A 14,221-nucleotide genomic window follows, 5' to 3' on the forward strand; every position below is an offset into this window, starting at 1 on the left:
CTCTATGAATAATATCGTAAATGATCCGGAAGAGATGCCATCTTGGCAGGAAAAATTTCTGGCACAGCTTGATCGTCGTATTTCTACGGTATTTATTGCTGATGATCCAGATGCTCTACTGACAGAAGAGTCTTTACAGCAGGCATTAATGTCTAAAGGGTTGGATCTTCATTTCTATGAAGACCCCATAGCCTTACGTTATTTTTTGGAGCACAAAGTAAAGCCGCAACAGACTGCTTGTGTTGTAAGTATTGATAGTGATCAGTTTGACATTGATGCTATTTCCTTCGATATATCGCAGAAAGCTACACGTTTGTCTCTGTCATTGAAGGATTGTTTCCCTAAGTTGACCTATACCGTTTTAAAAGCATTGCAGCCTGAAGAGCTTAATGCGCTGGATAATGCGATAGAGGGGTATACGCCGGGTGAGCTTAATGAAAGTGCCAGTAGTGACTTTGTGTTACGTCATGTATTTAAAATTGCTCCAGAGGTAGTTCAGACATCTTCTGATTTGTTGAGAGCCTTGCTGCGTTTGCACTATCGCGACATAGAGCTGCCTGATGTGCTTAAGGCTCGCCTGGTGGCCTTACTCAAAAAACGTCGGCAGTTTGCAATGTGGTCATTGGAGGCTATCGTTGCTGATAAAAAAGCGTTTTTCTTATTTTTACAGCAACATTGGCCCGGCTATATACTGGAGGTCATTGAAGCTCTGGATCAGGGTATTCAAGAGCCGAAGGCTGTATACCTGGTGAATGCAGAGTCAGAAGATAAGATAATTCTCCCTTTTGGACATGATGATGTGCGGGTATACATAGATAACCTGTTCTTGGAAGGCTACCTTACGCCCATTGAGGTTAGTACACCAGACAGGCTAATAGGGCACTGGTGTTTGGTTGGTGTATTGCAGGACCCCGATAAAGAGCAGCAGAAACGCTTCAACGGGTTGTTAAAGCTATGTGAAGAAACTCTGCCAAGTGTCGAAGATCGACATCAGAATTGGCAGCAGTTCGCTTTCCGTTGGGCTGAGTTTTCAGCTCTTTTTCATTTCAATAACCACAGTAAACGGAAAAAATTGGCTAATGCTGAAGCCTACAGTGACGTTCAAAAAAAGGTTGATGATGTCTTTTCTCAGTGGTTGCTGAAAAAATATGCAGGCTTACATAATCATCCACCTGTTCCTCCCGTAATGTTGCACCATATACCGAGGGTTATGGCGAGACAGGTTGAGTCTAATCAGTCAGCCAAGGTTGCATTGATTTTGGTGGATGGCTTGGCTTTGGATCAATGGGTTACAGTAAAGCAAAAGCTAGCGGATCAACCGTATGTTGAATCCTCAGTATTTGCCTGGGTGCCCACGGTGACGTCTGTATCACGTCAAGCTTTATTCTCGGCTAAAGCGCCTTATCAGTTTGCCAAAACTATTGCTACGACTAGTTCAGAACCTAAAGCTTGGGAGCAATTCTGGTTGAATTACGGTTTGGACAAGAGTCAGGTCTATTATGATAAAGGCCTGGGAACCGATGATGTTGATGCACTGATAGATCGTCTCAGTGATCGCCGTTTCAGAGCAGTTGGTTTGGTTATCAATACAGTTGATGACATGATGCACGGTATGCTGCTTGGAGCGGCCGGAATGCACAATCAGGTGAACTTGTGGGCAGAGTCAGGTTACCTGGACAAGCTTCTTACAGCCTTGCTAAGCAATGGCTTTTCAGTGCATATCACCTCTGATCATGGCAATGTCGAAGCGGTAGGATCTGGTAAAATAAATGAGGGCGCTATTGCCGAATCCCGAGGAGAGCGTACCCGTGTCTATGAAACTGAAACGCTACGACAAAGTGTTTCTATTGAGTCTGATGATGTCCTTGATTGGCCTCAGTCCGGGTTGCCCAATGATTATTGGCCTAAGGTTATGAAAGGTAGAGAAGCTTTTGTTGCTAAAGGTGAAAGAATCGTGGGGCATGGTGGCGTTGCTATCGAAGAAGTTATTGTGCCCTACATAACTGTTAACAGAGAGTCTAATGAGTAAGAATAAACCATTGGTTGGATTTGATCGTTATGTTGAAGTGCAGTGGATGGACCAAGCTGCGTGCTTGGTGGGGGAAGGGAAATCAATCAGTGAAATTAACGATGACCTTGACGTATACTTAATGGCGTATGTGGGAGGTGAAACTAGCCGGCGAAAAACGAAGAACATACTGACCGCATGCTGGTGTAAATCGTTGAGTGACGAGAAGGCCTTCAAGGAAGCCGCAGTGAAAATGTTTAAGGGAGTTAGTGGAGATGAAAAGGTAGCGCTTCACTATGGGTTAAGTGTCATGAGTTATCCATATTTTCTATCTCTTGGTAAGATCTTAGGTCGCCTGTTTAAGCTTCAAGATGAAGTTACGAATGCAGAGTTCTATCAAAGAGTCATTGAGTCCGTGGGTGACAGGGATAGTATCCGGAGAGCATCAGCTCGGTATTTGCAGAGTTTGATAAATTGGAATATTTTAGAGTGTGGTGAAAACTCATCAGTAAAGCTAGGGCATAGATTTTCAATTCAGTCGGATGATGTGGTGAAATGGTTGTATGCGACTATGCTGTTTTCGTCTGAGTCTCCAAGAATGTCGGTTGATGAAATTATTTCAAATCCTGTGTGGTTTCCTTTTGATCTATCTAAAAACATCACATCAGTTATAGAGTCACCGTTTATGGATGTTCTACATCAAGGAGTGGGAGATACACTTGTGTCGTTAAAAGGTTAATGCCAGTGTTTCGGTATTTGAAGATCGAAACACTTGGCTGGGTATTCTAGCATTGAGATGATCTCTTTGTGTCTATCTGAGTCATAAGTCGAATTAACTTGTCTGTCTTCAAGAATTGACTTTAGCTCAGGTAAATTGAACACCCCTAGAGCATAAAAGTTAGACCAAGTAGCTTCGCCAAATAATTTTTAAATTACTTGATTGTCTTCTCTATCACTGACTATTTTCTTATTCCCGGATATCTGATTAAGTGCTTTATCAGCTTCAGGTCTATCTTCGTAAGTCTGTAAAATTTTCATCGAATATAATAAAGAGGCTAATAGGGTGAGGGTAGGAAGAATATATCAGAGTTTAATTACTCATCATCTATTAGCCGATAATGAGTTAAATATTTCAATTAAATAATTGTTTGCTTTTGGTTGCAGGCGTCTTTCAGTTTAAGTTTGTCAGGAGACACTTAAACTTTATGTCACTAGGATATATGTAAATCTTAGTATGTACTTAACTTCTCTAGTGATGTGTAAAACTTACTGTATAGCTTATCATAAATCATAAGAAAAGTCAATAGTAAGGACATCAATTGATAGTTTAAAGCTAACAAGTGATGGGTGATATAAATATTTGTTTAGCATCCAATCTTTACGTATGGACCGGGTGCTTATATGTGTAGTAGATATTTTCGGGGGTAGGGGTCTGAACTGACCCCCCCGTTGGTATCTGAGCATATAGGCCCTTTATCTAATCTACGGAGTCTATACGATGAACTATTCAAACGAAGCAAACCCTACCACTATTAGCCATCCTTACGTTGTTGAAGTTGAGCCCGAGAAGTACACGCTGTCACAGCCTGTCTCTACCGATGAAATGTATGAGCTGCTGCTGAGTGTTATTGAGCAGCGGTTTCACCGAGGTGATCAGCTAAGCTCTCCAGGTGATACCAGGATATTCTTTCAGCTCAAGCTGGCAAGGCTTGAGCATGAAGTATTCAGTGTCGTATTTCTGGATAGTCAGCATCGAGTGCTGGCTTACGAAGAAATGTTTAGGGGCACTATTGATAGTGCGTCAGTCTATCCCCGTGAAGTGGTCAAGCAAGCTCTGAAGTACAACGCTGCTGCGGTTATCTTTGCTCATTGCCATCCTTCCGGTATTCCAGAGCCTTCTCAGGCAGATCGTAGCATCACCGACAAACTTGTCCAGGCATTAGACCTCGTCGGTGTTCGAGTGTTAGACCACATGATCGTTGCAGGCATTGATTGCGTCAGCATGGCTGAGCGAGGTCTGGTTTAGCCGCTCCGTCACGCTCTACTCCCATCTAAACATTAACTCCCCGTAATTCTGAGCTGGTTCCATTGTAATGGGTAATCAGATCAGTTGATCAAATAACATCCAAAGGAAATAACTATGGCTACTTCATTGATGGCTTTTGAATTGTTGTGTCTAAAATCTGTACCCATGCAGCGTGTGTATATATTTGCTGAGTCGTTAGAGGCGGCAAATGGGCTAGCAGTTGATGCAGGGTTTAGCTCTTTTTTAATAGAGCCTGCTGATGCTGTGTCGTGCTTGATTCAGGCTAACCGTTTAATCATTCCTTCAGCACAATAAACCACCGCTAGAAAGCGCAACAAAAAGCCGTTGCACTTCCAATCGGCGGTTGCCTTCTAAAAGCATTTCTTAAATCCAATTTGTATTTTTAACCCTGTGGGCACGACCTAGCTCAGGGCTAATCGTGCCTGTCATTTACTGCGAGGAACCGTTATGAAAATCATCTCACCTATCGAATACTTTTTGATCATGCTGTCAAAGTTAAACCTGAAAAGGTTGGCCCTATGCCTATTAGCTCTAATCAGTTTGCTGATGTTGGTGTATTTCTTCAGTTGGCTACTAAAAGGCTTGATCATCATAGTGCTGGCTGTATTGGCCTTCAGGGCTTTGAAGGTAGTATTTGAGTGGATGTTAGGCTTATGGGAGGCAAGTGCAGCAGGCGGGTATTATGGCCGCTTGGCAAGCATCTGAAGTGTGTTATTGTCAGCTATCTAAGTTCTGTAAGTGATTGATCTTTAACCAGAAATTGGAACTTTAAACAGCTATTTCAATGGTGGGGTACAGGGTGGGGTAGAAATTCAGGCATAAAAAAAGCCCTTGAAAATGTCGATTCACCCAATTAATGTCATGCGCTTTCAACAATAAATTGTCCAGTTTTATCGTTAATATTCATGTTTCGAAGTAGTTATTTGCCTATTCTCTATGATGTTTACCCATATGTTGTCACCTTTCTTTCTGGAAGAACCCAATTGCTGTCCGCTGGTAAGTTATTGAAAATAAAAAGTTATTAGGGTTTAATAGGCTTTCTTTCGAATTTTTGAAAGCAAGCTAATAGTAACTAAGAACACAATTAGCAAGAGCATATGCCAAAATATGGAAAGTCGTGTGGTTTGAAGCATGAAGCTTTCTCTGATGTACCCAATCGATCTAGTTAAGTGCTCTAGAGCGCGCCCCAAATACCTTAGCTTCCGCAAGTTAGACAAGTTATGAGAACTGATGAAATACATCCGATAATATTGCTTGCATTGGTTTACTGTGGGGGCGGTGAGACGCAGGCTGACATGCTGCTGGAGCAGGTCTCCAACGAGCTGAAAGTGGTCGATGGAGGTTTTCTTGAGTAACGATGTGGACCTATCTCAGGGTGTTGATCAAGCAAAAGACTTACTCAGGTCGATCGCCAGCAACCGATGTAGCGATTTTTCTGGTACGGGCGTCGTTTTTTACAGCGATTTAGCTAAGCTCCCCCACCTGCAAATGGGTACTGGGAGGGAAAACCTGAAAGTAGCTAAATGCGGTGGCTGTGATATTGCGTCAGCACTGATTTCGGTTTCATCTAAACGTAGTCCTTACCATGATGGTTTTCACTTCATCGATATGTGGTCATGGCGAGTAACACATGTATCGCAGTTCATCGCCCCGCCTATTCCAGACGACGCTGCTCAGCGCATACACGGCTCCGGTGCTCGATTGATGTCCGCTATGTTGGCATCACTTCTTTCAGGTATTACATATGTCGGCCTTGTGTCACAGGGAGGCCAAGTCCACTTATTTTGCGGCGGCATAGATATCGCTGATGAGGTTTAGAGATGGCAAACATCGCCCTATCTACCGGTGAGTTCAAGAATGCTCTGCTCTTCGTATCTCTCACGACTATTGTTATCGGGGGACTTGTTGGACTAGTGCGGCACTTCGGCTTCGGGGCCGATGGTGTTCAAGCTCTAATGTTAGGTTTGGGCTCTAGTGTTAGTTGGGCCATTGTGGTTTCTGTCTGGGCGTTTCGGCGACCGTGGACAACGGAGTGGCTTGCACGCTGTGCTGGCCGTCCCGTTATCCATGGGGTCTGGTTCGGGCACCTTGATACCAACTACGGTGCTAGCGATGGGAGTGCCGCCACAGCAATTCCCATAGCATTCGTAATAAAACAAACATACGTAGGGTACTCTCTCCTCTCATATACAGAGCACCAGGATAGTCAAACCTTGGTCGAATCATTGTCTGTTGATGATCAACATTCTACTACCCACTTGCGATACATGTATGAATTCTACATTCGAAAGCCTAATGAACGAAAACTCACAACCGGCGCGGCAGAACTAAAGTTAATTGAAGCTGGGACGCGGCTGCATGGACATTATCTCACCAACTCTCCCACACAAGGATTTGCAGATCTTATTTTGATTCAACGGGAGTGCCGTGGTATAGATACTTTTGGCGCGGCACAGAAGCTTTATCAAAAAAAGTTTCTAACGTAAATCTCGCTAACCACATAAGTATGTATATTGTATATGGCGCAAAATCAAGAGGGTGACGCCTAGCTAATTGGGCGCACAGGTATTCCTTAAATTAGTTTCGATGATGTGAATAGCATAAGTTGATGAATTTCATTGCGCAGCTAAAGTTGTTGCTAAACCCTTCGAAGGTGTAACAATAGCAGCCAGAAAATTGTGCTAAGCAAACGTCGTAATAGCGTGAAGGAAAACAGCCCCCCCAGTGTCATCGCGCTCGCTTAGTAGGTAGGGTTCGCAGTGGCCGGAGACGTCAAATATCAAAGTCGGGTTATTGCGGCTCGACAAGCAATCCGGGGTGCTCATTGATTTTACAGATTATTATTCTACAGGGATAAGCGTGGAGCCTCGCCCCGAACTCGGTACCATTTCGACGTGAAGGGACTTTCGCCCGACGATGACAGCCAGCATAAGGCGCCCATCACGACGCTTTGCAGCCAAGCGATTCCATTCGGATCTATCGAGACGAGAAGGGCGAGGATGGTCTTCAGGATGTGTATGCCACTCGCCCAAATAACGAACAGTGCCTTCACTTAATGTCCCTCGAGCCAAAGCAATAGATTCGTGGCCAAACGGCATACGCTCGAACAGGTAACGAAATCGCCTGTCCCAGGTTGTAGGTGCTGTTGCTTGCTCTATGTGCATATGAGCTCCATGAACCGATCCCAATAGGAGCCCTCCAGCTTCGCAGTCGTCCTCTCGCCATTGAGCATGCTGCTCAAATATCTCTAGACAGGAATCCGAGAAATGCAATAGCGACCTTCTGTCGTTTGTGGCCCAGGAACTCACGAATTGCATACAGGACAATCCTGGTCTCGAAGCGGGTCGCAATCGGGTGTTGCAAGCTGCTGGTCTCGGTCGATAAGCCTGGTTCGCAACAAAGGGGAATAGTTCTCATTGATCCAATCAAGAACCATTTCAGTCCCCAGACTTGCAGCATATACAGACACTGAAGCTGGAAATGGTACGTATAAACCCTCGCAACCATGCCCCGCCATGACGGTGGGAACAGGGTCAATTGTGGAGTGGAGTTCACCTCTTCTATTGCGATGCCAAAGGCATCGGAAGCAGGCGCCAGATTCATTTGTCTTCAAGAGGGCACGGACAGCCGTTCCTGGTCCCTCGATCCAGACTGAGAGCATGGGCGTCGGAAGCGGATAGTGGTTGCACAGCCAATGCCCCAGTGACTCTTCCCCGGTCGCGTCTATAAGCAAATCCAAGTCCCCCAGCTGGGCTTGCCTGACATCCACAGGGAGCGCACGAATGTTGGCACCAGGAGCCAACCGTTTGAGCTCATCCGCCATGGCTTCGGCCTTGTTAGACAGCAGATCCGGGAATCCCAGACGATGACGTCCGATGTTCTGGGGGAGAAGGTGATCGAAGTCCACTAGCGTGAGTTTCCCGCCACCCGTCCCCGCCCCGGCTTTGACCAGCATATCCGACAGATATCCTCCGATCGTACCGCACCCAACAATAGCCAGGTTCTTACCAGCAAGGGTCTTTGACTTCGGTATATTTCGTTGCGCCAGATACCGATCATCGATTCTAAACACCGATACAGGCGTTGCCTTTAGCGTTAAGCTCAAATCCCTCCGACCGACGGACTTGAACTTTCGGGCTGAACACTGGCGATCATAGAGAACGGCAAAGCCGTATGTCATCAACGGAGATTCGATAATGATCAGAACACCGTTGGCCTTCTTCTTTAAACCTTCCTTGATGCGCTCATGGATCTTGCGTCGACACTGAGGGTCAAGTGCACTCTGCCACTCCAAGATATGCCCAACCGTTTCAGGGGGCCAATGGCTGGTCAGTGGGCGAGGTTGAGCGCTGGTTTTAATCCGGTAAGTGAGCACTGTCTGATCCGTGACTTGGTAGTCGAGCGATGTCAGCTTCTTCGTTGTTCGATCTTCGTTGTCGGTGATGAAACACAAAGAATTCCCATTGGCCTGCGCGATGATGCAGTTCTGTCGCCCCAAGTCTTCGTCCTGTATGTCTACAAAGCAAAGCCAACCATCCCAGTAGGCGAAAAACTCTTCCGCAAGATCTTCAACCATTTCTCCCTTCAAAATTTGACCTAGCACGACGGCGGCGTGCTGCAAGCATGCCAGCGACTGTCCAACAGGATCGTAGATGTCCAGAACAACCGTTCCTTTGGCGAGATAACAAAGTCCACCATTCGCATCAAGATGAGGGACCGTTGAAGGTAGCTCGGAAGGGATTTCGAGCAGCCGGATGCGCGGCAAGTCGAAAAACGTAGGGTCTAGCTGAACTTCGCATGGACAGCCCTTGTCCGCTTGGGGTGGGGTCAACAGCCCATGCAGCCTGAACCAGCCATCATTCGTCTTGCTAACAAACTCGAAGCCTCTCTGCTGGAAGGCTTGCATCACGTCTTCAACCGCAGCGACGTTTCTCATCCAGCCTTCGTTCGCCCGACAAGTTCGCTCGGGCCAGCCTCCGCAGGAGCGGCTGTAATGGTGGCGGCTACGGATACCACCTTCACTCGACTCGGCTCATACGGAAAGCGCGTGCCAAATTCGCCTTGCATCCAAATGCAAGCCTGTGAGGGGCTGCCCGCATCAGTGGCAGCACGAAGCGTCTTCTCGAACTCTTCAAACGCCTTTGCCGCTTCTTCAACACCCGCGCTACCGAGCCGCTTCGTGAGTGACTCGGCCTCATCTGTTGGATTATCTACCCCTGCACGCAACCGGAACGGCAATCCCGCGACGACATCCAGTAGCGCAAGGTCATCACGCCGATCGCGCTTCTCAAAGAGCGGTGCCGAGGCGGCCATCAAGAGGATCGACGCAGGCCCACCGCTGGCCCACCTCCAATCGCGGAACGCCTTTAAGTACCGAACAATGCGGCGGAATTGCTCTCCGTTGGCTTCCACCTCCCCCAGGAACCAGTCCTTCACTGGCCTAGGGTCCGATGATTTCCAGTCGCATTCACGGTGAGCCAGTAGAACTTTGCCTACAGGCAAGGCCGTCCAAGCATCTCGCTCAGCCATGTTCACCGCTTCCGTCAGTGAATCGTATCCATATCGCTGCATCGAAGCTTTGGCGAGTGTATCAAACTCCTCATCGGGAATAGCATATAGAGGGATATCAATATGGGCATACGTGGCAATTTCGAGGCGAATGCACGTCGGTTTCTCAGTTACGAGCTTCCACTGCCTTTCCTTGATCAGCATTTTCAAGGCTTCTTCCGCCGCAGCAAAGAACACTGTCGCGGCTACGCTAGGGCGTTCCGTCTGAGTCACGAAACTCAGTGGCAAATAGCAACCATCGTCGATATCTGCTTGTTGCGGGCGTTGTGCCGGCGAATTCAGAGTTTTGTAAGCCCACGATCCTTGTGTGAAGAATCGCGGTTGCGGCACCGAGTCCGTATACCCGTTTGCCCTCAGCACACGAGGGATACCAGTGCGCAGGCAATCCCTGACTTCCGTGCGTACGCTGGCAATCCAGGCGCGCTGCTCGGGCGTCAGATCCAGCTCGTCATGCATGCAGGATTCGTCATCAACGGTGGTGAAGAAAAGTGCACTCAAATTCAGCATGCGGCCTCCGATGCGTTCTTGTTTGGGCCGTGATAGAAGGTGGGGGCGCCGGCCCGATGCGCTCTAAAAGGTTGAAACAGTGGATCGCCAAGGGCACGCTGCGCCGCGTGGACACCTCGATCCTTGAGCGTGTTCGTGGCACCAATCGACACCCGATCCAGTGACTTTACGTCCTTACTCTGGTCGGGAGTTGCCTGGTCGTCAATTTGGAAGTAATTGTGTCCCAATGACTGCCGCAGCATGTAGTCCACGGACGATTCTTGAGCAGAGATCACTAGATCGAAAAGCCCGCCGCGCCACTTACCGAAGCCGCGATCAAGACTGGCCCCACCACGAACAGTAGCACCAATAGTCATCGTTCCGATGGCGAGGACTCGAATCTCCGCATTCTGATCCGGCGCCAGAAAAGTGTTCACTTCGTGCAATCCAAACAAGCCGGGGGCGTTACCTACAAGCCCTCCGTCAGCAAAGACGCCGCGGTCGTTGCGTGCCAAGGGAAAGTATACGGGTGCGGCGGCGGTTGCCAATGCTACATCGACGATTTTCATGCGGTGATCTAACTCAAAAGAGGGGTGGTGAGGCGTCTTGAAAAACTGCCCCCTCCCCGTCGAGTAGTTGACAGCTGGCACGAGAACACGGTGCTTCAGTTCGCCGATAGCAGTTTTTTGGAAGCGCTCACTAAGAACTTCTTGCAATCCCATTGAGCTGTGCTTGGCGGTCAACCAAAACCCCAGAAGCCGTCGCAGTAGGCTACGGCTACCGAATATGCGGCTGCCCTGCTGTTCAAATAGTGCCTTGAGTTCAATGGCGGGAATTTCAGCAGCCAACCCTAGAGCCAGCATCCCTCCTGCCGATGTACCGCAGATCAGATCAAAATGCGACGCTATGGGACGCCCTAGCGCTGCCTCAAGTTCGGTCAGAACCGTCGCCGTATACAAACCACGGTAGCCGCCGCCTGATAGCGCAAGTACATGGTAGGTTGGGATGCTACTCATATCCTATCAGCCTTTCGGTGGGAATGGATCATTGCCGTGGCTGTCCTTGTCGCGGATGCGACCATCTGGCCGATGGATGACCAGCTCGGATTGATGCTTTCGCGCGATCTCCCTACCTGCATCGATGGCCTGTTGTTGTGTATCGTGCACGGAGGTTGCCCGCTGGTTACCAGCGCCTTTAATAGCCCATCGGTCATTGTGGGGAACTACGTGTTGATTTTTACCTGACATACTAAATCACCTCAAACTAGTACAAAAAGTTCAATTTACAGAACTAGCATAGCGCCACACGTATCACTTTTCAAGCACGAAATGTATGTCTATAATGAACTTTTGATTTCAAGCTGGTAGATGAATCATCATGACCAATATTTTGGGCAATAAAATCAAGACGTTAAGAAAAAATGAAGGACTCACTCTTGAACAACTGGCTGAACAAATTGGTTCAGGTAAAAGCTATATCTGGGAAATAGAGAACAAAGGCGTTAAACGGCCTTCGGCTGAAAAGCTTGCGCTTATTGCCAAAGCTTTGAATGTCACAACTGATTTTTTGATAGATAATGAGCAAGTTGAAATTTCAGAAAATCAAGAAAAGGAGGTCTTCTATCGCAAGATAGGCAAGCTTGAAAAAGGTGATAGAGACAAGATTATGGACATGATCGATGCATGGAGCAAAAGATGAACGAAGAAAGCAGGCGCCCTATTAAGGAAGCAAATCGAATCACAAGACTTCTCGATCTTGGCCTGAACGCCTCTGCACGATATCCCGTTGATGTAAAAAAAGTCGCGCTTGAACTCACTCCCTCGTTCAACGCCGACCCAATTACGACTGTTCAAGCGGGCAGCATGGGAAAGATTGATGGGATGTTGGCCCGGCATCCTCATAAAGATGAATGGGCAATCTTTTACAACCAAGACATAGCGCACAAAGGGCGAACCAACTTTACTTTAGCCCATGAGCTTGGCCATTACTTTGTTCACCGAAACCAAATCTCTATGAGCCGTTTCGAGTGTGGCGAAAGCGACATGCTGGATGAAAACAAGGACTTTCCAAATATCGAGACGGAGGCAAATATATTTGCCGCAAACTTGCTAATGCCTAACCACGACTTTCGCACCCAGGTCGATGGCGAGCCATTTTCCTTCGATTTGATGCAGCATTGTGCATGCCGCTATGACGCCTCCCTAACTGCGGTAGTTTTAAAGTGGCTGGAATTTTCCAAAAATGAAGTAATTGCCATTCTTTCTGAAGATGGTTTTATGCACTGGTCCAAATCAAACAGTCGAGCTCTCCGGTCTGGAAGATACTATGCTACTCGGAAGGAGTGCATTGAAATACCCGCAGGGTCTCTGGCGTTTAAAGCTGGCTATACTTCGCAAGCTAGGAGTGGAGTGATACACAGTACAGGCATTTGGTTTCCGGATGCCGAGGCAGCAGAGTTTAGCATTTATTCGACAGAGCATGAGAAAACACTGACAGTACTAATTCTTGAGAGCTCTAATGGGCATAATAATGAAAGTGGAGTAGAAAATGCGGATCAGTTGTTGGAAGACATTGTAACAAAAATATCGCGAGATTTTGGGCAGGAGTAAATCTGATCTAAAAAAGAGATATTATATAGAATTGTAGATTTTTTGAACTCACACGCTTTCGAAAAACTTTAACGAAATGGCTTAGAAAGAAGGTGTATGCTAGCTTTCATTATCGAGAATGTGAAATAAGGTCAGCTTTTAGGGCTTCATTAAACCTACTCTGCCTTAGTGGCTTGTTCGTTTTTATGATCTGACCAGTTGTCTCAATCAATTATCAAATTCCCGAGTTAGTCATAAAGATTTACGAAGCGATTCCTTCTGATATTCTTTCCAAACTTTAGTGGGGTGGTCTTGATGCTCCACCGAATATGCGAAGAAAACACGTTTTATTAGTCAGCTCTTAAGGTTCGAGTATATCGCTTGTAGAGCCCTTAGTAGGAGAATGACGTCTCGTCGCCTTAAATCGCTTGGAATAACGTACCCTAGATCTCTTAACTTTCTGTCGCTTGGGTATATTCCATTTCGAGCCATAGAGAAAACAGCTTCGGTAATATATTTCAGTCTTTCCGTACTGTGAAGCCTTCTATTTTCTCGTTGCCATTTCAGCCACCGTCTCCTTAACTCACTATATTCATTGCTGAAATTGAAAAAAAGTGCAGAGTACGAAATCTCATGCTTTCGCGCGAAATGAGAGACCCGTATAGGAGGGTTCGGTTGTGACTGGAGTGCGCTCTTAAGAGCGAGGGAGATTCTCCTTTTTTGTTGATCAGTGAGGTTGGAGGAGGCACCAAAAACGGGTTTGTCGTTTTTTTTCCAGAGTTCCTTCTCTGTGAGGATATCTTCGTCGAAAACAAAGTGGTCTGGTGGAATATCAAGCCGATAGCAAAGATCCATAAATGCGGGGAAGTACGGCCTTCGTTTGCCTGATACGATATTGTTGATCATTTTGGGGGCTACGTTAAGATGGTCGGCAAACTCGACAGATGATATTTTTAGCGTCAACAATAGTCGGTCAATAGTGCGTTTTACAGAGTCAGGTCGTGGTTCTGTCTGTGTTTGGTTTATTCGCTCGATTAATCTGTAAATACTATTTGAGGCCCAAGCTTCTTCGTTGGTGTAATTTTCAGCTATGTGCTCGAAATCGTATTCGTGTAGGTTATGACCACATCTATCGCACACCCATTGCCTAGGAAACGCTGAAAATTGATGTTGAATTTCGCCGCAAGCGGGGCAAAACTCGGATAAGCGGCTGCTGTGGTGTACGCAAATTTTCGTCTGCTGGCAAAGCCAGTACAGTCGCACGTAAGGCGTCGACTCCTGTGCCACATCTTCTCTCCAGCAGTCGCTACACCATGCTAGATGCTGGCGTTGCAAACCGCGAGCAGAAGGATCGTTGAGTGGTTGAAATGGGGTGTAAGTCAAATATTTTGCGTCAAAGATACCCACTGCTGCTGTATTGATTGCATCAATAAACCGCCTGGACATGACACCGAATCCGTTACATGCCTTCAGTCCAGTAGCTGGAAACTTCAGACAACGAGGGAGGTTCTCTGGAAGTACATA

General features: G+C 46.9%; 15 protein-coding genes. 10 read left to right on the top strand and 5 right to left on the bottom strand.

The annotated features are described in order from the left end of the window. Positions 1-4 precede the first annotated feature (4 nt). From pglZ to Q4526_RS10735, 8 genes are all read left to right on the top strand, one after another. Entirely contained in the window at positions 5-2,029 is a 2,025-nt protein-coding gene (gene pglZ, locus Q4526_RS10700; RefSeq protein ID WP_215977067.1) for a BREX-3 system phosphatase PglZ, read from the top strand. Beyond that, complete coding sequence (locus Q4526_RS10705) at positions 2,022-2,747, top strand: hypothetical protein (protein WP_215977068.1); 726 nt, start codon at positions 2,022-2,024, stop codon at positions 2,745-2,747. Before pglZ ends, Q4526_RS10705 begins: the two co-directional genes overlap by 8 nt. Before the next feature lie 759 nt (positions 2,748-3,506). Beyond that, positions 3,507-4,034: a DNA repair protein RadC gene (gene radC, locus Q4526_RS10710; RefSeq protein WP_215977069.1), complete on the top strand. Its 528-nt coding sequence runs from the start codon at positions 3,507-3,509 to the stop codon at positions 4,032-4,034. A 114-nt stretch (positions 4,035-4,148) separates the two neighbouring features. Next, positions 4,149-4,349: a hypothetical protein gene (locus tag Q4526_RS10715; protein ID WP_215977070.1), complete on the top strand. Its 201-nt coding sequence runs from the start codon at positions 4,149-4,151 to the stop codon at positions 4,347-4,349. A gap of 153 nt (positions 4,350-4,502) precedes the next feature. Next, positions 4,503-4,760, top strand: a complete 258-nt coding sequence (locus Q4526_RS10720; protein ID WP_215977071.1) for a hypothetical protein — start codon at positions 4,503-4,505, stop codon at positions 4,758-4,760. Positions 4,761-5,275: 515 nt separating this feature from the next. Continuing rightward, positions 5,276-5,410: a hypothetical protein gene (locus Q4526_RS10725; protein ID WP_303609621.1), complete on the top strand. Its 135-nt coding sequence runs from the start codon at positions 5,276-5,278 to the stop codon at positions 5,408-5,410. Then, complete coding sequence (locus Q4526_RS10730) at positions 5,403-5,873, top strand: hypothetical protein (protein WP_215977072.1); 471 nt, start codon at positions 5,403-5,405, stop codon at positions 5,871-5,873. Before Q4526_RS10725 ends, Q4526_RS10730 begins: the two co-directional genes overlap by 8 nt. A 2-nt stretch (positions 5,874-5,875) precedes the next feature. Next, positions 5,876-6,541, top strand: coding sequence for a hypothetical protein (locus Q4526_RS10735; protein ID WP_215977073.1), 666 nt, complete (start codon positions 5,876-5,878; stop codon positions 6,539-6,541). 354 nt (positions 6,542-6,895) lie between these two features. Here Q4526_RS10735 and Q4526_RS10740 read toward each other — a convergent pair whose 3' ends face one another. The 5 genes from Q4526_RS10740 to Q4526_RS10760 are packed head-to-tail and all read right to left on the bottom strand — an operon-like array spanning position 6,896 to position 11,356. Continuing rightward, the gene (locus Q4526_RS10740; RefSeq protein WP_215977074.1) at positions 6,896-7,372 is read right to left on the bottom strand and encodes a Mov34/MPN/PAD-1 family protein; all 477 of its coding nucleotides are present in this window, start codon (positions 7,370-7,372) and stop codon (positions 6,896-6,898) included. Then, positions 7,360-8,991 (bottom strand): ThiF family adenylyltransferase, encoded by a 1,632-nt coding sequence (locus Q4526_RS10745; RefSeq protein ID WP_215977075.1) that lies wholly within the window; start codon positions 8,989-8,991, stop codon positions 7,360-7,362. The genes Q4526_RS10740 and Q4526_RS10745 overlap by 13 nt, the downstream gene beginning before the upstream one ends. Continuing rightward, positions 8,988-10,130, bottom strand: coding sequence for a cyclic GMP-AMP synthase DncV-like nucleotidyltransferase (locus Q4526_RS10750; protein WP_215977076.1), 1,143 nt, complete (start codon positions 10,128-10,130; stop codon positions 8,988-8,990). Before Q4526_RS10750 ends, Q4526_RS10745 begins: the two co-directional genes overlap by 4 nt. Further along, entirely contained in the window at positions 10,124-11,125 is a 1,002-nt protein-coding gene (locus Q4526_RS10755) for a CBASS cGAMP-activated phospholipase (protein WP_215977077.1), read from the bottom strand. Before Q4526_RS10755 ends, Q4526_RS10750 begins: the two co-directional genes overlap by 7 nt. A gap of 6 nt (positions 11,126-11,131) precedes the next feature. Beyond that, positions 11,132-11,356, bottom strand: coding sequence for a DUF2188 domain-containing protein (locus Q4526_RS10760; protein WP_215977078.1), 225 nt, complete (start codon positions 11,354-11,356; stop codon positions 11,132-11,134). 130 nt (positions 11,357-11,486) lie between these two features. On the opposite strand from Q4526_RS10760, the gene Q4526_RS10765 reads away from it, so the two are divergent. After that, positions 11,487-11,807, top strand: coding sequence for a helix-turn-helix domain-containing protein (locus tag Q4526_RS10765; protein WP_215977079.1), 321 nt, complete (start codon positions 11,487-11,489; stop codon positions 11,805-11,807). After that, complete coding sequence (locus tag Q4526_RS10770; protein WP_215977080.1) at positions 11,804-12,718, top strand: ImmA/IrrE family metallo-endopeptidase; 915 nt, start codon at positions 11,804-11,806, stop codon at positions 12,716-12,718. Before Q4526_RS10765 ends, Q4526_RS10770 begins: the two co-directional genes overlap by 4 nt. The last annotated feature ends 1,503 nt before the right edge of the window (positions 12,719-14,221 follow it).

It is taken from the genome of Gilvimarinus sp. 2_MG-2023, assembly GCF_030547685.1.
Lineage (GTDB): Bacteria > Pseudomonadota > Gammaproteobacteria > Pseudomonadales > Cellvibrionaceae > Gilvimarinus.